16 protein-coding genes and 1 other RNA gene are annotated in these 17,133 nt (G+C 63.8%); 12 read left to right on the top strand and 5 right to left on the bottom strand.

All coding sequences use genetic code 11. The features are described 5' to 3' along the window. Nucleotides 1–65: 65 nt before the first annotated feature. Entirely contained in the window at nucleotides 66–278 is a 213-nt protein-coding gene (locus EDC31_RS01045) for a hypothetical protein (protein WP_052511522.1), read from the bottom strand. A gap of 173 nt (nucleotides 279–451) precedes the next feature. Here EDC31_RS01045 and EDC31_RS01040 point away from each other — a divergent pair, with 173 nt between their 5' ends. Further along, nucleotides 452–913, top strand: coding sequence for a DUF3465 domain-containing protein (locus EDC31_RS01040; RefSeq protein ID WP_042055257.1), 462 nt, complete (start codon nucleotides 452–454; stop codon nucleotides 911–913). A 58-nt stretch (nucleotides 914–971) separates the two neighbouring features. On the opposite strand, the gene clpA is transcribed toward EDC31_RS01040, so the two are convergent. Beyond that, entirely contained in the window at nucleotides 972–3,308 is a 2,337-nt protein-coding gene (clpA, locus tag EDC31_RS01035; RefSeq protein ID WP_042055254.1) for an ATP-dependent Clp protease ATP-binding subunit ClpA, read from the bottom strand. 198 nt (nucleotides 3,309–3,506) lie between these two features. Then, nucleotides 3,507–3,887, bottom strand: coding sequence for an ATP-dependent Clp protease adapter ClpS (clpS, locus tag EDC31_RS01030; protein ID WP_081797374.1), 381 nt, complete (start codon nucleotides 3,885–3,887; stop codon nucleotides 3,507–3,509). A gap of 284 nt (nucleotides 3,888–4,171) precedes the next feature. On the opposite strand from clpS, the gene EDC31_RS01025 reads away from it, so the two are divergent. The 8 genes from EDC31_RS01025 (at nucleotide 4,172) to EDC31_RS00990 (ending at nucleotide 11,966) form a co-directional block, all read left to right on the top strand. Continuing rightward, nucleotides 4,172–5,284, top strand: a complete 1,113-nt coding sequence (locus EDC31_RS01025; RefSeq protein WP_042055518.1) for a D-alanyl-D-alanine carboxypeptidase family protein — start codon at nucleotides 4,172–4,174, stop codon at nucleotides 5,282–5,284. A gap of 116 nt (nucleotides 5,285–5,400) precedes the next feature. Beyond that, entirely contained in the window at nucleotides 5,401–6,207 is an 807-nt protein-coding gene (gene map, locus EDC31_RS01020; RefSeq protein ID WP_042055252.1) for a type I methionyl aminopeptidase, read from the top strand. Then, on the top strand, nucleotides 6,194–8,032 hold the full coding sequence (gene ggt / locus EDC31_RS01015) for a gamma-glutamyltransferase (RefSeq protein WP_042055250.1): 1,839 nt from the start codon (nucleotides 6,194–6,196) through the stop codon (nucleotides 8,030–8,032). Before map ends, ggt begins: the two co-directional genes overlap by 14 nt. A 60-nt stretch (nucleotides 8,033–8,092) precedes the next feature. Beyond that, nucleotides 8,093–8,189: signal recognition particle sRNA small type (gene ffs / locus EDC31_RS01010), an RNA gene on the top strand. A gap of 44 nt (nucleotides 8,190–8,233) precedes the next feature. Further along, on the top strand, nucleotides 8,234–10,243 hold the full coding sequence (locus tag EDC31_RS01005) for a DNA polymerase III subunit gamma/tau (RefSeq protein WP_239641513.1): 2,010 nt from the start codon (nucleotides 8,234–8,236) through the stop codon (nucleotides 10,241–10,243). Nucleotides 10,244–10,283: 40 nt separating this feature from the next. Further along, nucleotides 10,284–10,607, top strand: coding sequence for a YbaB/EbfC family nucleoid-associated protein (locus tag EDC31_RS01000; protein ID WP_042055246.1), 324 nt, complete (start codon nucleotides 10,284–10,286; stop codon nucleotides 10,605–10,607). Between the two features lie 16 nt (nucleotides 10,608–10,623). Next, a complete protein-coding gene (recR, locus tag EDC31_RS00995) occupies nucleotides 10,624–11,220 on the top strand; it encodes a recombination mediator RecR (protein ID WP_042055242.1) in 597 nt (198 codons plus the stop codon). 2 nt (nucleotides 11,221–11,222) lie between these two features. Continuing rightward, a complete protein-coding gene (locus tag EDC31_RS00990) occupies nucleotides 11,223–11,966 on the top strand; it encodes an SDR family oxidoreductase (RefSeq protein WP_186819972.1) in 744 nt (247 codons plus the stop codon). A gap of 6 nt (nucleotides 11,967–11,972) precedes the next feature. Here the strand turns inward: EDC31_RS00990 and EDC31_RS17590 are convergent, their stop codons facing one another. Together EDC31_RS17590 and EDC31_RS00975 are read right to left on the bottom strand one after the other, a co-directional pair. Beyond that, a complete protein-coding gene (locus tag EDC31_RS17590) occupies nucleotides 11,973–12,563 on the bottom strand; it encodes a hypothetical protein (protein WP_158310288.1) in 591 nt (196 codons plus the stop codon). Then, the gene (locus EDC31_RS00975; protein WP_042055239.1) at nucleotides 12,541–12,864 is read right to left on the bottom strand and encodes a TIGR02300 family protein; all 324 of its coding nucleotides are present in this window, start codon (nucleotides 12,862–12,864) and stop codon (nucleotides 12,541–12,543) included. Before EDC31_RS00975 ends, EDC31_RS17590 begins: the two co-directional genes overlap by 23 nt. A gap of 218 nt (nucleotides 12,865–13,082) precedes the next feature. Here EDC31_RS00975 and aroA point away from each other — a divergent pair, with 218 nt between their 5' ends. The 3 genes from aroA (at nucleotide 13,083) to rpsA (ending at nucleotide 17,021) form a co-directional block, all read left to right on the top strand. Continuing rightward, nucleotides 13,083–14,432, top strand: a complete 1,350-nt coding sequence (aroA, locus tag EDC31_RS00970; protein ID WP_042055236.1) for a 3-phosphoshikimate 1-carboxyvinyltransferase — start codon at nucleotides 13,083–13,085, stop codon at nucleotides 14,430–14,432. Beyond that, nucleotides 14,429–15,070: a (d)CMP kinase gene (gene cmk / locus EDC31_RS00965; RefSeq protein WP_042055233.1), complete on the top strand. Its 642-nt coding sequence runs from the start codon at nucleotides 14,429–14,431 to the stop codon at nucleotides 15,068–15,070. Before aroA ends, cmk begins: the two co-directional genes overlap by 4 nt. A gap of 244 nt (nucleotides 15,071–15,314) precedes the next feature. Then, a complete protein-coding gene (rpsA, locus tag EDC31_RS00960) occupies nucleotides 15,315–17,021 on the top strand; it encodes a 30S ribosomal protein S1 (protein WP_042055231.1) in 1,707 nt (568 codons plus the stop codon). Nucleotides 17,022–17,133: the final 112 nt, after the last annotated feature.

Genomic DNA, 17,133 nt, shown 5'->3' with positions numbered 1-17,133 from the left:
TTAGAGTCCAGGAAAATTCCCCGGGCCTCAGGCCTTCGCCGCAAAACGCGTGGTTGTCGTTTATTTCAACCGATGGCCTGGAATTCAGCATCGATCTTCTTCAGGGCCTCTTCAGTAATGAGGCCGCCCGAATATTTGGCGACGGTCTTGAGTGACATGCTCTTCGCGAGGCCGAGCTGGGGATGCTTTGAAAAGCCGGGAAGAATCTTTTCGACGGCAGCCTTGGCCTGATCGTCAGCCAGAATATCGCGGATCTTCGACTCGATAGAAAACGACATGGACTCTTCCTCTGTCTGAGGCCATATGGGCCGGATTGAGACGGGCGCGCAGGGAGCGCGACCGCTGACGCAGCGTAGCAGAGATCGGGAAAATCACTCGAACAAATGTTTGAAAGAGTCGTCTGGAAACTGAGGCGCCCCGGTCAGGCCGAAGAAACCCTGGAGAAGATTTGATGAAATTTGCCCGGACGTTCGAAGCTCTCGTCCTTGCCGCCGCTCTGCACGCTTTGCCTGCGATGGCACAGACGGGGCTGCCCGCCCAGTGCGATAACGGGAAATTCCTGCGCGATCGGCTGGAGCTGCAACAGAGTGGCCCGACCGGCATCGACCTTCCCGAACATGTTTGTGGCATAGTCGCACATGTCACATGGCGTGCGCGTCACAGTCATAGCGGTGTTCATGGATATTTCGATCTGACGATCGGGCAGGGGCAAACCATTCGGATCGTCTCGGATCTCGATCGCATGAACGCTCCCGCCTGGCCGTGGGTTCAGGTGGGGGACAAGGTCGAGGTCGCCGGACGCTACTATTATGATTCCAACCGCAGCCAAGGCATCGACTGGACCCACCATGGCACTGGCCGCAAATGGGGGATGCCGGGTTACGTCATCGTCAATGGGGCTACATATCAGTGAAACGAACGGCAGGGGAATTGCTTCCCCTGCCTGAGCGTCGACTCACTTCCGTCTTTATTTACCGGTCGCTCGCTGCTTCCGGGCGGCGCTCGTCGCTGTCTTCATCGCCATTCTGGCTCTGCGCTCCCATTTCGATAAAATCGAAATCCAGCGCATTGTTCTTCAGCCCGATCTTTACCGCGCCGCCACTGGCGAGCCTGCCGAACAACAGCTCCTCCGCGAGCGGTTTCTTGATGTGCTCCTGAATGACGCGGCCCAGCGGGCGCGCGCCATAGAGCCGGTCATATCCTTTCTCCGCCAGCCATTCCTTCGCTGCCGAGGAAATCTCGATGGTGACGTGGCGGTCGGCCAGTTGCGCCTCGAGCTGGAGAATGAATTTCTCCACCACCTGACCGACGATTTCCGGCGTGAGATTGGCGAAGGGGATGATCGCGTCCAGCCGGTTGCGGAATTCCGGCGTGAAAAGACGCTTGATGGCGTCCTCGTCGTCTCCCGAACGCACCGTGCGCCCGAATCCGACCGCTTCCTTGCTCAGATCGGCGGCGCCGGCATTGGTCGTCATGATAAGAATGACGTTGCGGAAATCCACCGTCTTGCCGTTATGGTCCGTCAGACGTCCGTGATCCATGACCTGCAACAGGACATTATAAAGATCGGGATGCGCCTTCTCGACCTCGTCGAGCAGCAGGACCGCGTGCGGATGCTGGTCGATGGCGTCGGTCAGCAGACCGCCCTGGTCGAAGCCGACATAACCCGGCGGCGCGCCGATCAGCCGGGAGATGGAGTGGCGCTCCATATATTCGGACATGTCGAAGCGGATCAGCTCGATCCCCAGGGAGGCGGCGAGTTGCTTGGCGACTTCCGTCTTGCCGACGCCCGTCGGGCCGGAAAAGAGGTAGTTGCCGATCGGCTTCTCGGGATCGCGCAGACCCGCGCGGGCCAGCTTGATCGCCGCGGTGAGCGCCTCGATGGCCTGGTCCTGGCCGAACACCATGTTCCTGAGGTCGCGAGCGAGGGTCCTGAGGGTCTCCTTGTCGTCAGTGGAAACGCTCTTGGGCGGTATGCGCGCGATCTTGGCAACGATATCCTCGACGTCCTTCAACGTCACGGTCTTGCGTCGTCTGTTCTCCGGTTGCAGCATCCGCGACGCGCCGACCTCGTCGATGATGTCAATGGCCTTGTCCGGCAGCTTACGGTCGTGAATGTATTTGGCCGAAAGTTCGACCGCACCGCGCAGCGCCTCCTCCGTGTAGCGCACCTTGTGATGACGCTCGTAATTCACCTTGAGTCCGCGCAGAATCTTGATCGTGTCTTCCAGTGAAGGCTCCGGCACGTCGATCTTCTGGAAGCGGCGCACGAGCGCCCGATCCTTTTCGAAATGCTGCCGGAATTCCTTGTAGGTGGTCGAGCCAATGCAGCGAAGCGTTCCAGCGGCGAGGGCCGGCTTGAGGAGATTGGAGGCGTCCATCGCGCCGCCCGAGGTCGCGCCCGCGCCGATCACGGTGTGAATCTCGTCGATGAAGAGAATCCCGCCCGGCGTCTGGTCGAGCTCGGTGACGATCGCCTTGAGGCGTTCCTCGAAATCGCCCCGGTAGCGGGTTCCGGCCAGCAGGGACCCCATGTCGAGCGCATAGATCGTGCTCTTGAGCAGCACTTCCGGCACGTCGCCTTCGACGATCCGTTTCGCAAGCCCTTCCGCGATTGCCGTCTTGCCGACGCCCGGATCGCCGACATAGAGCGGATTGTTCTTGGTGCGGCGGCAGAGAATCTGGATGGTGCGTTCGATCTCGGCATCGCGGCCGATAAGGGGATCGATCTTCCCTTCCTCGGCGCGTGTGTTGAGATTGACGCAATACGTGGCCAGCGCTTCCTGGGTCTTGCCGCCCTTGCTCTTTTCCTCCCGTTCCGTATCGCCGCTTTCGCGCGAGGCGGCCGCCGTCGGACGGCGGCTGGTGCGGTCCGGCGCTTTCGCGATTCCGTGAGAAATGAAGTTCACAGCATCCAGCCGGGTCATGTCCTGGAGCTGGAGATAATAGACGGCGTGACTCTCGCGCTCGGCGAAGAGCGCCACAAGGACGTTCGCCCCCGTCACCTCGTCCCGACCGGTGGACTGGACATGGATGGCCGCGCGCTGAATCACGCGCTGGAAAGCGGCTGTCGGCTTCGGCTCGTTGGGACGATCGGCGGCGAGTCCCGCGAGATCCTTGTCGAGAAATTCGGTGAGATCCGCCCGGAGCTTGTCAAGATCGATGCCGCAGGCCTTGAAGACCGTGACGGTGTCGTTGTCCTCGGTCAGGGCCAGCAGGAGATGTTCGAGCGTCGCGTATTCGTGGCGGCGCTCACCTGCCAGTGTCAGAGCGCGGTGGAGCGTTTGTTCGAGCGTGCGAGACAACATGATATGCGCTCCTCTCAGGCCGCCCGGCCATTCCCGAAGGGAAAGAGACGGTAGGGGGCCAATTTCCCGATAGCGTCATCTTGTCGCGTGGCGCACGGATGCGCCAGCGCAAAAAAGTAAAAACGCAGAGGGAACAAGGTGGGGATGGATGAGGACGAATGAAAGAGGCTTGTGAAAGTGGCCGGGATGCGTGGCCGCTCAGGCTTTCTCGATCGTACACTGAAGCGGGTGCTGGTTCTGGCGCGCCAGATCCATCACCTGCGTGACCTTGCTTTCCGCCACCTCGTAGGTGAACACGCCGCAGACGCCGACGCCGCGCTTATGCACATGCAGCATGATGTTGGTCGCCTCCTCCCTTGACTTGTGGAAGAACCGCTCCAGCACATGGACGACGAATTCCATCGGCGTGTAATCGTCGTTGAGCATCAAAACCTTGTACATGGCGGGCCGCCGCGTGCGGGGGCGCGGCTTGACGACGACGTTGGTGTTGATCTGCCCGTCATTTCCGTCGTCGTCTCCCGCGGAGCCGGGAGGTATGGCCTGCGCAGCCCGAATGCCGTCCGCATCATGGCTGCGCATGGGCGAAACGGCGTCGATCTCTGGAAATCTGTGCGGAGTGACGAGCATGACGGGCATCATATAGGATGGGGAGGAGACGAAAAAAGGGGCTTCACGACTCGATTATGGGGCGCGCATACGATCTGTTAACATAGTTCTGCCATAACTCTATGGACGATATGAATTTCTCCTGTTTATGATGGCGGGACGAGAGTTGAAAGGTCATTGCACTGATGCATCGTCCGTTCCGTGAACGCGTCGCGTCCGGCCAGAGTGTGATCCCGGTTCGCCGCATCGCCTTTGTCATGGCGGCGGGAAGTCTGATAAGCGGGATGGTTGCGGCGACGTCGGCGCATGCCCAGTATGTCGGTCATCTCAGCAGTCTCGTGATGGACGTCAATTCCGGCGCGGTGCTTTCGCAGAACGATGCGGATCTTCAGCGCTATCCCGCGTCCCTGACGAAACTGATGACGCTCTATATCGCGTTCAAGGCCCTGCGCGCCGGGCAGATCACGATGGATTCGGTGGTTCCGGTGTCCATTCATGCGGCGACGATGGCCCCTTCCAAGCTCGGGCTCGTTCCCGGCACGCATTTCACGGTCGAGCAGGCCGTTCTCGCGCTGGTGACGAAGTCCGCCAACGATGCGGCGTGCGCGTTGGGGGAATTCCTCGGGGGCGGGGACGAGGTCCGTTTCGCCAATATCATGACGGCACAGGCCAGGGCGCTGGGGATGGCGAACACGACGTTCCGCAATGCGTCCGGCCTGCCCGATCCCGATCAGGTCACGACGGCGCGGGATCTCGCCGTGCTGGCCCGTCACCTGATCACGGAGTTTCCGGAATATTATCACTATTTCGGCGTGCCGTATTTCAGGTTTCATGGCCGGATGGTTCCGAATCATGATCCGATGCTCAAGACCTATGCCGGCGCGGACGGGCTGAAGACGGGCTATACCGACCTCGCGGGGCATAATCTCGTGACGTCGGCGATGCATGACAATGTGCGGCTGATTGGCGTGGTTCTGGGCGCCAGATCGAATCCCCAACGCAGCCAGGTCATGACGGCCTTGATGGATCAGGGCTTTTCCGATGAAGGTATCGCTCCGATGGCGCCGCTCATGGTCGCCGGCGGCAGTCGCCATCATCGGCACGGCGCCGGCGCGATCGTGCTTGCCCGCGTGAAGAGCAATGGTCGCCGTCATGCTCATGGCCGCACGGTTCTGGTTGCGTCATCCGGCAAAATATCGGCCAGCGCCCCGGTTGAGGTCGCCGAGGCTCCATCCGGGCCCCGGCGATATGCGGCGGTCGCCCATGGGACGCGGCATGTGATCCCGGTGGTGGCGCTTCATCGGACCAAGGCGCGGTTCCTCGCGGTCGGACACAGCTCCCGGAAAAAGACCTCGCGTCATCCCGGCTAAGTTCTTTGGCGGCGGATTGCAGGGATAAGAGACTTGCTCCCTGACGGGGGAGGGCTCATTTTCGCTTGCATATTCTTCCCCGCCGAGCGGGAGCGAGTGTGAGAAAGGTATGCGGTATGGATGCGGAGACGGGTGAGAACGGCATCGTTCTCTACACCCCAGAAGATTTTTCTGGTCTGAAATCGGCGGGACAGCTTGCGGCTGAAACGCTCGACATGATCACGCCTTATGTTCGGCCCGGCGTGACGACTGGGGAACTCGACCGTCTCATTCATGAATACACGCTCGGGAAAGGAGCCGTTCCGGCCCCGCTCGGGTATCGGGGATATCCGAAAGCCTGTTGTATTTCCGTCAATCATGTCGTTTGCCACGGTATTCCCGGCGATCGGAAGCTGGCCGAGGGCGACATCGTCAATATCGACGTCACCTCGATCCTCGATGGCTGGTATGGTGATACCTCCCGCATGTTTCTGGTGGGAGAGGTGGCGCGCAAGGCGCGGTTGCTGGTGGAGGCGACATACGAGTCGCTGATGATCGGGATCAACCAGGTCAAGCCCGGTCGCACCCTGGGCGATGTCGGCCATGCGATCGAGACGTTCGCCGAGTCGCGCCGCCTCTCCGTGGTGAGGGATTTCTGTGGTCACGGGATCGGACGCAGCTTCCATGCCGCGCCGAATGTCCTCCATTACGGTACGCCCGGCCATGGCGTGGTGCTGCGGGAAGGGATGGTGTTCACGATCGAGCCGATGCTGAATCTGGGACGTCCCGACGTGAAGATACTGGATGACGGCTGGACCGCGGTGACGCGCGATCGTTCACTTTCGGCGCAGTTCGAACATATGATCGGCGTGACGAAGGAAGGATGCGAGATTTTTACCTTGTCGCCCGCCGGATATGACCAGCCTCCCTATGGTGTTGTCTGAGATGCTCAAACCATGCCTCGTGGGGATTGTTCTTTCCGCCGCCGTTCTCGCTTTTCCGTCCGCCCATGCCGCTCCGGCGCTGAGCAGCGCCCATGATCCGCTGGCTTTCGGCGCGTCCGTTACGCATTTGCAGCCGCTGCCCCCAGCCATGGGTCGGCACGGCATGGTGGCGACGGCCCAGCATCTGGCGACGGATGTCGGGGTGCGCGTCATGCAGGAAGGCGGCAACGCCGTGGATGCCGCCGTCGCCGTCGCCTATGCGTTGGCGGTTGTCTACCCGGCGGCGGGCAATCTCGGGGGTGGGGGGTTCATGACCCTCCGCATGCCGAATGGCGAGAGCGCGTTCATCGATTTCCGCGAACATGCTCCGCTTGCCGCCACGCCAACCATGTACCAGGATGCGCAGGGCAATGTCATTCCCCGCCTCTCGATCAAGGGCTGGAAGGCGGTCGCGGTGCCGGGAACGGTCGCCGGGATGGAGTTGATTCATGCCCGCTGGGGCAAACTTTCGCGCGAGAAAGTCATGGCACCCGCGATCGCGTTGGCGCGCGACGGTTTCGTGGTGAACGAGGCGGATGTCGAACTGCTTCATACCAGCACCAGCGCGTTCGCTCAGGACCCGTATGCCCGGAAGATCTTTCTTCACCCTGATGGTACGCCGTTTCAGGCCGGCGAAAGGCTGGTGCAGACGGATCTCGCCCATACTCTGGAGCTGATTGCAGCGAACGGAGCAAGGGCTTTCTATGACGGGCCGATCGCCCGTGCCGTCGTCGCCGCAAGCCGGCAGGGGGGCGGGATTCTCCAGATGGCGGATTTCGCGGCATATAAGACGCGGCAGTTGAAGCCGCTTCAGTGCGTCTATCGCGGCTATCTGGTCGAAACGGCTCCTCCGCCCAGCGGAGGTGGTGTCGCATTGTGCGAGATGCTCAATATTCTCTCGGGGTATGATCTCGAACATCTCGGTCTGCGGAGCGTTGCGGGCGCGCATGACCAGATCGAGGCGATGCGTCATGCCTATTCGGACCGGCGGGGCCTGGGCGATCCCGCCTTCGTCCATGACCCGGTCGAGCTTCTGGTAAATCCAGGCTATGCGGCCGCGATCCGCGCCGCCATTCCTGCCGACAGGGCCATCCCTTCCGATGCGCTCGTCCTGGATCAGGCGGCGCCGCATTACGGGGATGCGCAGCCATCCGCCGGAGAGCCCGAGAAGCACGAGACGACACAGTTTTCCGTCATGGACGGAAAGGGCATGGCGGTTTCCGTCACCTATACGCTCAATGGCTGGTTCGGGGCGGGGGTCATGGGCGGTCCGACCGGCTTCTTCCTGAATGACGAGATGGATGATTTTTCCACCAAGCCGGGCGTGCCGAACATGTTCGGCATCGTGGGCTCGAAAGCCAACGCCGTCGCGCCGGGCAAGACGCCGCTTTCATCGATGACGCCGACCATTCTGTCCCGCGATGGCCGGACGGTGATGGTGATCGGCAGCCCGGGCGGATCGCGTATTCCGACCATCACACTGGCTGTGATTCTTGGCGTCGTCGACGGAGGCATGAATATTCAGCAGGCCATCGACCTGCCGCGAATCCATGAGCAATGGAAGCCCGCGCCGGTGGAAGCGGAACTCGGCGCGCTGGATGACACGGTGACTGCCGGCCTCCAGCGGGAAGGGTATCAGATCACGCTTCACAAGCCCTGGGGCAGTGCGGAAGGGATTTTCGCAGTGCGCCCCGATCGGCGCTCCAGCCCTTCCGCGCCTCTGACCGAGGTGTTGTATGGCGGGTTCGATCGGCGTCATGGCGGCGGTTCGGCGCGAGGGTTCTGAGCGGGAAAATGCATCTCCCCTCTTGCGTGAGGGCGGGGGAATGGTGTTAAGCATCCGGCGGGAGATCGGCCTTGGACGGGCGTCTTGCGAATCCGGTCAGGTCCGGAAGGAAGCAGCCGCAGTGAGTTTTGCCCGGGTCATGTGTTCGGTCTCCCACCTCCCGAAAATCTGCTTTTATCATCCCGTTAGATGAGCGGTCGGATGGATGATACGGAAGACGACCACGAGATGCCGCTCCCGCTCGCGGAGGGCGGCGGATTCTTCGACGAGGCTCCCGTCACGCCGGTGGTGGAGGCAAAGCCCTATCGCGTTCTTGCGCGCAAATATCGACCGACACGCCTGGATGATCTGATCGGCCAGGAGGCGACGGTCCGGATTTTGCGTCGTGCGTTCGAGCTTGGACGCGTGGCGCACGCATTCATGCTGACAGGCGTGCGCGGCGTGGGCAAGACGACCACGGCTCGAATCATCGCGCGCGCGCTCAACTGCGTCGGAGTGGACGGAAAAGGCGGCCCGACCGCCGATCCCTGTGGCGTCTGCCCGAACTGCGTGGCCATTCTCGCCGATCGTCATCCGGACGTGCTGGAAATGGACGCGGCCTCCCGCACCGGCGTTGACGACGTTCGGGAAATCATCGAAGCCACGCGTTTTCGCCCCATGCAGGCGCGGATGAAGGTCTTCATCATCGATGAAGTCCATATGTTGTCCCGCAACGCGTTCAACGCATTGCTCAAGACGCTGGAAGAGCCACCCGCTCAGGTGACGTTCATTTTCGCGACCACGGAACTTCGCAAGGTGCCGGTCACGGTCCTCTCGCGCTGCCAGCGGTTCGATCTGCGTCGGATCCCGCAGGATCTACTGGCCCGTCATTTCGGACGGATCGCGGAACAGGAAGGCGTGCGCTTCACCGAGGACGCGCTGACCCTGATCGCGCGGGCCGCGGACGGATCGGTGCGTGACGGGCTCTCTTTGCTGGATCAGGCCATTGCACAAGGGGAAGGCACGGAAAGCGTCGGGGCGGATCTTGTCTCCGACATGCTGGGGCTGGCCGATCGCGGCATGGTCTTCGACCTGTTCGAAGCGATAATGGGAGGTCAGCCGGGCCGAGCGCTGGAGATCAGCGGGGAGGCGCATGAGCGCGGCGCCGATCTCGGCCTGCTCCTGACGGACCTGCTGGAGTTGCTGCACACGGTGTCGCGCCTGAAGGCGTTGCCCGCGTTGCGGGAAAGTCGGGACTTGCCGGAATCCGAACGCAGGCGCGGCGCGCAGTTCGCGGACCGGCTGCCGGTGGCGGCTCTCGGGCGGGCCTGGCAGATATTGCTGAAAGGGGTCGGCGAAATCGAGAGCGCGCCCGACCGGCGCGGCGCGGCTGAAATGGTGCTGTTGCGCTTGTGTCATGCAAGCGTTCTGCCGACGCCGGACGAGATCATTCGCGAAATCCGTCAGGGCGGCGCGGGTGGCGGCGTGAGCGATGGAACCGCGCGCGGCGGCGAGGGGGCGCTCGTGTCCGCGCATCTTTCGCTGCCGACGGGGCATTCCGATTCCGATGACCGCCCGCGAGCGGCGCTGAAGCTCGTCGCCAATGGTGGAATGGTGCTTCCTGACGCCATTCCGCAGATCGCGCCCCTGCCGGAACTGGCGCCGCCTTTGCGCGCACCGGCCGGCGAAACCGATGAGACGCCAGTCCCGCCGCGTTCGTGGCGTGAAATGGTGGCGTTCGTGAAATCCGTGCGCGAACCCATGTTGCATGGGCATTTGCGGCATTCGGTGCATCTGGTCCGTTTCGCGCCGCCGGAGGTGGAAATCAGGGTCGGGCCCGGTGCGCCGCAGCGTCTGGAAATCCGGTTGCAGGCTCTGCTGGAGCGGCATTTTCCCGGCCATTTTCATATCACTCCCTCTCAGGCGGCGGGCGAGCCGACTCTGGACGAACAAGGGGCGGAAGTGATCGAGTTGCGGCGTGAGGAAATTCGCCGTCATCCGCTGGTTCGCGCCTTGCTCGCCGCGTTTCCCGACGCCAGGCTGGGAGAGATACAGGATCAGTCGCTGGACGATTATGGATTGCCGCCCGAAGCCTTGGTTCTTGCGCGGTCGGCGGAAGATGACGGTGTGACCCGTTTCGGCGGAGGCGACGAAGCCCCTGATCTGGAGTTTGCGCCGTTGGATGCGGATTTTGCCGACGAGTCGGATATGGAAGCTGACAAATTACATTAAGATATGTAATTATCTGCTTGATTGTGAAGGACTTTATATCATGAAAAATCTGGCTGGGCTCATGAAGCAGGCGTCGCAAATGCAGGCGCGCATGGAAGAGGTGCAACGCAAGCTCGAATCATTGACGGTCGAAGGCGTCTCCGGCGCCGGGCTGGTCAAGGTGACGTTGACGGGGAAAGGCGAGATGAAGGCCATCGTCATCGATCCCAAGCTGGCTGACCCGTCTGAAACAGAAATGCTGCAAGATCTGATCATTGCGGCATTTTCCGACGCCCGGATCAAGGCGGAGGCCGCAACGTCCGAGGAAATGCGCGCGGTGACGGGCGGGCTCGATCTGCCGCCGGGGCTCAAGCTTCCGTTCTGAGTGGAGCCACGGGGCGATGGGGGGCGGAGATGTCGAACGTCTGATCCAGATGCTGGCGCGATTGCCCGGCCTGGGACCACGCTCCGCGCGGCGCGCGGCGCTGGCCTTGCTGAGCCAGCCGGAAACGCGCCTGCTTCCTCTGGCCCGCGCCATGGAAACAGCGGCGCGCAACGTGCGGACCTGCTCGGTGTGCGGCACGTTGGACAGCAGCGATCCATGCGGCATTTGCAGCGATCCGGCGCGCGATCATGGCGTCGTCTGTGTCGTGGAGACGGTAGGCGATCTCTGGGCGCTGGAACGTTCCGGCGTGCATCGCGGCGTCTATCAGGTGCTTGGAGGTACGCTCTCCGCGCTTGCGGGACGAGGCCCGGAAGATCTCAATATCACCTCACTGCTGGATCGCGTGCGGGCGGGAACGGTGAGGGAGGTGATTCTCGCGCTCGGCGCGACGGTGGAAGGTGCGACGACCGCTCATTGGCTGCATGACAGGTTGGCGGAGGTGGGGCCAGTCATGGCCACCCGCGTCGGGCATGGCATGCCGATCGGCGGTTCGCTGGACATGCTGGATGACGGCACGTTGGTGGCTGCCTTGACGGCCCGGCGGCCCGCTTGAACATGGTGCCGTCAGCCCGCATGCCCCGCGTGGCGCTGGTCACGGGGGGCGGCAGGCGCATCGGTGCGGCGTTGGTGCGGATGCTGGCGGCGCAGGGCTTCGCCGTGGCGATTCATTGTCGCGGCAGCGTGGAAGATGCGGAAGCGCTCCTGACTGAAATCGGCGGTCATGGTTGCGTCCTTCAGGCGGATCTGGCGCGTGAGGACGAGGTGGCGCCGCTGATCGAGCAAGTGGTCGCCCGGCTGGGGCCCGTCGGGGTGCTGGTGAATAACGCCTCCGTCTTCGAGCGTGACGACTGGCATGACGCGACGCGCGAGTCATGGGATCGGCATCTCGAACCGAATCTGCGAGCGCCTTTCGTGCTGATGCAGTGCTTTGCCCGGCAGATGCCTGCGGATTCGGAAGGCATGGTGCTCAATCTGCTCGACCAGCGTGTCTGGAATCTCACGCCGTTTTTCACCAGCTACACGGTCTCCAAGGCCGCGCTCTGGACGCTCACCCAGACGATGGCGCTCGCTCTCGCCCCGCGGATCAGGGTCAATGCGATCGGTCCCGGCCCGGTTCTGCCCGCGACAGGGCAAAGTGAGGCGGAATTCGCGGCGATGTGCGCGCGGACGCCTCTTGGCATCGGCGCTTCGCCCGACGAGGTGGCGCGGGCGGCGCTTGCGCTGCTCCTCCTGCCGTCCGTCACCGGTCAGATGCTCGCATTGGACGGCGGTCAGCACCTCAACTGGCGTTCCGCCTGAATCCTCTCAGCGGAGCGCGGCGCGGAGGTAGTTTTCCTCGACCAGCGCGATCGGCTCCCCGTCAACGCTCCGCAGCAGCACCGCGCGGTTGCGGAGGACGATTCCGGGCGGAAGACCGGTGGTCTCGCTGGAGACCGTCTGCCGGTGGAAGTGCAGACTCGCGACGGCCTTGCCGAACGGTGTCCTCGTGCTGTCCAGCGCGGCGTTCATGGCCGGTGTGAGACGGGAGGGCACGTACCAGTTCCAGGCATCGGAGAGGATCGTGACGCCGCAGCGAAGGCTGACGTGACGCAGGGAGATGGCGGTCTCGTCCTGCAAATGGAGGATCGCGCGAATGTCGGGCGGAGTGGGCGCGTCGCTCGTGGACTGCGTCCAGGCGCGAATCGGCATGTCGCCGCCCGTGATCCGGTCGCAATGGTGCTGGAGCACGGCCGTGGCGCTGGGCTGTGCGGCAAGCTCCGTCTGAAGAGTCACCGGCGAGATCGCGCTGGCGCAGGCTGAAGGCGCCAGCAGCGCCAGGAATGAAAACGGCCGCCCCGAACGGAACGGGCGGAAGCGGCCGTTAGCGCCGGCTTCAGTTGTCGTGCTCGTCGCCATCCGTATCGACTTCGATGTCGCCCGCCAGATCGTCGTCATCGTCGTCGAGATCGGAGGTGTCCTCCAGCACGCCGTCATCGGTGTCGGCGTCCGCGTCGAGATCCACGTCATCGTCATTCTCGTCGGTCTGGGACGGCTTCGTCTGATCGACCGGAACGTCAACGCCGCGCTTCGGACGCGGCAGGTCGGAGGGCTGCTCGGCCCCGCATTTCGGACAGATCGCCGGGTTGTTGTTCAGATCATAGAAGCGCGCGCCGCAGGAGACGCAGATGCGTTTCAAGCCGAGTTCTGGTTGAGCCATGAATATCGCCTGTGATGTCGTCGTCCGGCGTGAACCGGGTCCGGCGTGAACCGGGAAGGGAAGGGAGGCGGTTGACAACGCCGCGAAGGACGCGCCCTTGCCAGCTTGCAGCCTCGCTGTCAAACGTCAAGATGCGCGGGCTATCAGGGAGAGAAGCCCCAGTCGCTCCCCAATCGCCATTGACAGCTTTGCCCGGGGGCGGAATGAACTGACCCACCATGGAACGACTCGCCGAAACCGCTGCCCGCCCCCTGACCGTCTCCGCCGCCGCCCGCCCGCTGGGCGGCGAAATCGCCGTGCCTGGAGACAAATCCATCAGCCACCGCGCCCTGATGTTCGCGGCGCTGGCCAGAGGCGTGACCCGGATTTCCGGCCTGCTGGAAGGGGAGGACGTGTTGCGCACCGCGGCTGCCATGCGGGCGCTGGGGGCGGATATTCGCCGTGAGGGCACGGAATGGGTGGTGGAGAGCGCCGGCGTGCAAGGTTTTTCCGAACCGTCGGATGTGCTCGACATGGGCAATTCCGGCACGGCGGCGCGGCTGCTTTCGGGAATCCTGTCCGGCCTGCCCTTCACCTGCTTCATGACGGGCGACGCCTCCCTGCGCGGCCGTCCGATGCGGCGCGTGACGACGCCTCTTTCCGCGAATGGCGCGGTGTTCGTCACGCGCGCGGACGAAAAACTGCCGATGGCGATCGTCGGCAACGGCTCGCCGGCGCCGATCGTCTATCGCATGCCTGTCGCGTCGGCGCAGGTGAAATCGGCGATCCTGCTGGCGGGGCTCAACGCGACGGGCGCCACGCGCGTCGAGGAGCCGGTCGCCACGCGCGATCATACGGAGAACATGCTGCGTCATTTCGGCGTGCCGGTGACGATCGAGGCGGATACGCGGGGCGGGAGGGTGATCACGCTGGATGGTCCGGCGCGGCTGACGGCGCGGGACGTGATCGTGCCGGGCGATCCGTCATCCGCCGCCTTTCCGATCGTCGCGGCCCTGCTCGTGCCGGGGTCGGAGATCGTCATTTCCAATGTCGGCCTGAATGCGCTTCGGACGGGGCTCTTCGTCACACTGCGAGAGATGGGAGCCGATCTGACGGTCGTCGGCGAGCGCGTGGAGGGAGGAGAGCCCGTCGGCGATCTGCGGGTGCGCGCGGGCGTCCTGCGCGGCGTCGACGTTCCGCCGGAGCGGGCGCCATCGATGATTGACGAATACCCTGTTCTGGCCGTGGCGTGCGCCTTTGCCGAAGGGCCGTCGCGCCTGCGCGGTCTCGCGGAATTGCGGGTCAAGGAGAGTGACCGTCTGGCGGCCACCGTGGCCCTGCTGACCGCCAATGGCGCGGCGGTGCATGTGGAAGGGGATGACATGATCGTCGAAGGTCGCCAATCGGGACGGCCTCTCGGAGGCGGAACGGTGGAAACGCGGATGGACCATCGTCTGGCGATGAGCGCCATCGTCATGGGGCTCGCGGCATCAAGGCCGGTGACCATCGACGATACGGCCTTCATCGAGACGAGCTTTCCGGGCTTCGTGACGCTGATGAACGCGCTCGGCGCGGGGATCGGCGCGTGAGCGTGCTGATCGTCGCCGTGGACGGGCCCGCCGCAGCGGGGAAGGGAACGTTGGCGAAGGCCTTGGCGGATGTTCTGGGGTTGCCGCATCTCGATACCGGCCTGCTCTATCGTGCGGTGGCGCGGCGGATGATTCTGGAGGGGCTCGATCCGCAGCGCGATGACGGTGAGGCGCTGGCCCGTCGGCTGGATCAGGCCGATCTCGCGCGGGCCGACCTGCGCGTGCCGGAGATCGACCGGGGGGCGAGCGGCGTTGCGACCCAGCCGGGCGTGCGGGCGGCGTTGCTGCAACGTCAGCGGGATTTCGCCCGGGCGTCCGGCGGGGTGATCGACGGTCGGGACATCGGAACGGTCGTCTTTCCGGATGCGTCGGTCAAGCTGTTCGTCACCGCCTCTCCCCGCACGCGCGCCCTGCGGCGCTTCCGCCAGTTGCATGGAGACGCGCCGTTATCGGATGCGGGATTGACGGCCCTGACCGATGACATCGCCGCGCGGGATCGTCAGGACGAGACTCGGCCGGTCTCGCCTCTGAAGCGCGCCGAGGATGCGGTTGTCATCGAGACGGATGCGCTCGACAGCGCCGCCGTTCTCGCCCGGGCGCTGGAGATCGTCCGCGCGTCGCAGGACGAGACGCGCTGAAAAGAGTCGAAAAACGGGCCGAACACGTGGCGGCGCGCGGTATTTAGTTGACAGCGGAGCGCGGCAGGTGTCTTTGCGCAACGGGCGCGAGGCAACTCGTCCGCGCGGCGTCTCTTGACGCCTCGACATCCCATGAAGGGCCGGGCGCGCAGCTCGGCAAGCCGTGCGGCAAGGGCATCTTGCCGGGCGCAAGCAATCGAGACCGGGGCGGCGCGATCGCCTCGGAACAGGATCACAGGACCACATGGCTTCAGCCACCATCACCGATACCCACGGCGTCGAAGATTTTGCCGCCCTCCTTGACGAAACCCTTGGCCAGGACAGCGGCTTCGAGGGTTCCGTCGTCACCGGCCGCGTCCTGCGCCTGACCGACGAGTTCGTGATCGTCGATGTCGGCCTGAAGAGCGAGGGCCGCGTTTCGCTCAAGGAGTTCGGCCCGCCGGGTGTGGCTCCGGACGTGAAGCCTGGCGATACGTTCGAGCTTTATGTCGAGCGGTATGAGGATCGCGACGGGCTGATCGTGCTGTCGCGCGAAAAGGCGCGGCGCGAAGAGGCCTGGACGGCGCTGGAGCGCGCGTTCGCCAACAACCAGCGCGTCAACGGCACGATCTACGGTCGCGTCAAAGGCGGTTTCACGGTCGATCTGGGCGGCGCCATGGCGTTCCTGCCGGGCAGTCAGGTGGATATCCGTCCGGTGCGCGACGTCGCTCCGCTGATGGGTCATCCGCAGCCCTTCCAGATCCTGAAGATGGATCGCGTGCGCGGCAACATCGTCGTCTCGCGCCGCGCCGTGCTGGAAGAGACCCGCGCCGAGCAGCGTTCGGAGCTGATCCAGGGCCTCAAGGAAGGCATGATCCTCGACGGCGTGGTGAAGAACATCACCGATTACGGCGCCTTCGTCGATCTGGGCGGCGTGGACGGCCTGCTGCATGTCACGGACATCGCCTGGAAGCGCATCAACCACCCGTCCGAGGCCTTGCAGATCGGGCAGCCGGTCCGCGTGCAGGTCATCCGCTTCAACTCCGACACGCAGCGCATCTCGCTGGGCATGAAGCAGCTCGAGGCCGACCCGTGGGAGAACGTGGCGATCAAGTATCCGCCGGGCGCGCGCTACACGGGACGCGTCACGAACATCACCGATTACGGCGCGTTCGTGGAACTGGAGCCGGGCGTCGAAGGCCTCGTCCACGTTTCCGAAATGTCCTGGACCAAGAAGAACGTCCATCCGGGCAAGATCGTCGCGACCTCGCAGGAGGTGGACGTCATGGTGCTCGATGTGGACAGTGCCAAGCGCCGTATCTCGCTCGGCATCAAGCAGGTCCAGCGCAATCCCTGGGAGCAGTTCGCCGAAGAGCACAAGGTCGGCTCCCTGATCGAGGGCGAGATCCGCAATATCACCGAATTCGGCCTGTTCATCGGCCTTTCGGCGGATATCGACGGCATGGTCCACATGTCCGACCTCTCCTGGGACGAGCCGGGCGAAGCTGCCATGGCGAAATACGAGAAGGGGCAGGTCGTTCAGGCCAAGGTGCTGGACGTCGATGCGGAGAAGGAGCGCATCTCGCTCGGCATCAAGCAGCTTCATGAAGATCCCGCGGCTGACACGCTCTCCAAGGTGCAGAAGGGCGCGATCGTGACCTGCGTGGTCACGGCGGTGCAGAGCAACGGCATCGAAGTGAAGGTCGACGAAGTGCTCAGCGGCTTCATCCGCCGCGCCGAGCTGGCGCGGGACAAGGCCGAGCAGCGTCCGGAGCGTTTCGCGGTCGGCGAGAAGGTGGACGCCAAGGTCGTGTCCGTCGATCGCGCCTCGCGCAAGCTGGCCCTGACGATTCGCGGCCGCGAGGTCGAGGAGGACAAGCAGGCGATCAGCGAATACGGCTCGTCCGACAGCGGCGCGTCGCTGGGCGATATCCTCGGGGCGGCGATTCGTCGCCGCAACACCGAGGTCTGATGGACCTCTGACCGTTGTCATCGGGGAAAGGGGCGCTTCGGCGCCCCTTTTTTTGTGCTTGCCCGGTCAGGATGGGCGCTCACCGCGTCCGGCGGTCTTTTTTTTAACTCGT

This window comes from Acidomonas methanolica (assembly GCF_004346035.1).
Classification (GTDB): domain Bacteria; phylum Pseudomonadota; class Alphaproteobacteria; order Acetobacterales; family Acetobacteraceae; genus Acidomonas; species Acidomonas methanolica.
This window is presented reverse-complemented; position numbering and strand designations above follow the sequence as displayed.

Bases quoted from the DNA above. Each gene is read 5' to 3' on its own strand.
- EDC31_RS01005 (WP_239641513.1), top strand. From the start codon at position 8,234: ATGGATGATACGGAAGACGACCACGAGATGCCGCTCCCGCTCGCGGAG.
- ggt (WP_042055250.1), top strand. From the start codon at position 6,194: ATGGTGTTGTCTGAGATGCTCAAACCATGCCTCGTGGGGATTGTTCTT.
- clpS (WP_081797374.1), bottom strand. From the start codon at position 3,887: ATGCGCAGCCATGATGCGGACGGCATTCGGGCTGCGCAGGCCATACCT.
- clpA (WP_042055254.1), bottom strand. From the start codon at position 3,308: ATGTTGTCTCGCACGCTCGAACAAACGCTCCACCGCGCTCTGACACTG.
- EDC31_RS00990 (WP_186819972.1), top strand. From the start codon at position 11,223: ATGGTGCCGTCAGCCCGCATGCCCCGCGTGGCGCTGGTCACGGGGGGC.
- EDC31_RS01000 (WP_042055246.1), top strand. From the start codon at position 10,284: ATGAAAAATCTGGCTGGGCTCATGAAGCAGGCGTCGCAAATGCAGGCG.
- aroA (WP_042055236.1), top strand. From the start codon at position 13,083: ATGGAACGACTCGCCGAAACCGCTGCCCGCCCCCTGACCGTCTCCGCC.
- EDC31_RS17590 (WP_158310288.1), bottom strand. From the start codon at position 12,563: ATGGCGACGAGCACGACAACTGAAGCCGGCGCTAACGGCCGCTTCCGC.
- EDC31_RS01025 (WP_042055518.1), top strand. From the start codon at position 4,172: ATGGCGGCGGGAAGTCTGATAAGCGGGATGGTTGCGGCGACGTCGGCG.
- recR (WP_042055242.1), top strand. From the start codon at position 10,624: ATGGGGGGCGGAGATGTCGAACGTCTGATCCAGATGCTGGCGCGATTG.
- EDC31_RS01045 (WP_052511522.1), bottom strand. From the start codon at position 278: ATGTCGTTTTCTATCGAGTCGAAGATCCGCGATATTCTGGCTGACGAT.
- EDC31_RS00975 (WP_042055239.1), bottom strand. From the start codon at position 12,864: ATGGCTCAACCAGAACTCGGCTTGAAACGCATCTGCGTCTCCTGCGGC.
- map (WP_042055252.1), top strand. From the start codon at position 5,401: ATGGATGCGGAGACGGGTGAGAACGGCATCGTTCTCTACACCCCAGAA.
- EDC31_RS01040 (WP_042055257.1), top strand. From the start codon at position 452: ATGAAATTTGCCCGGACGTTCGAAGCTCTCGTCCTTGCCGCCGCTCTG.
- rpsA (WP_042055231.1), top strand. From the start codon at position 15,315: ATGGCTTCAGCCACCATCACCGATACCCACGGCGTCGAAGATTTTGCC.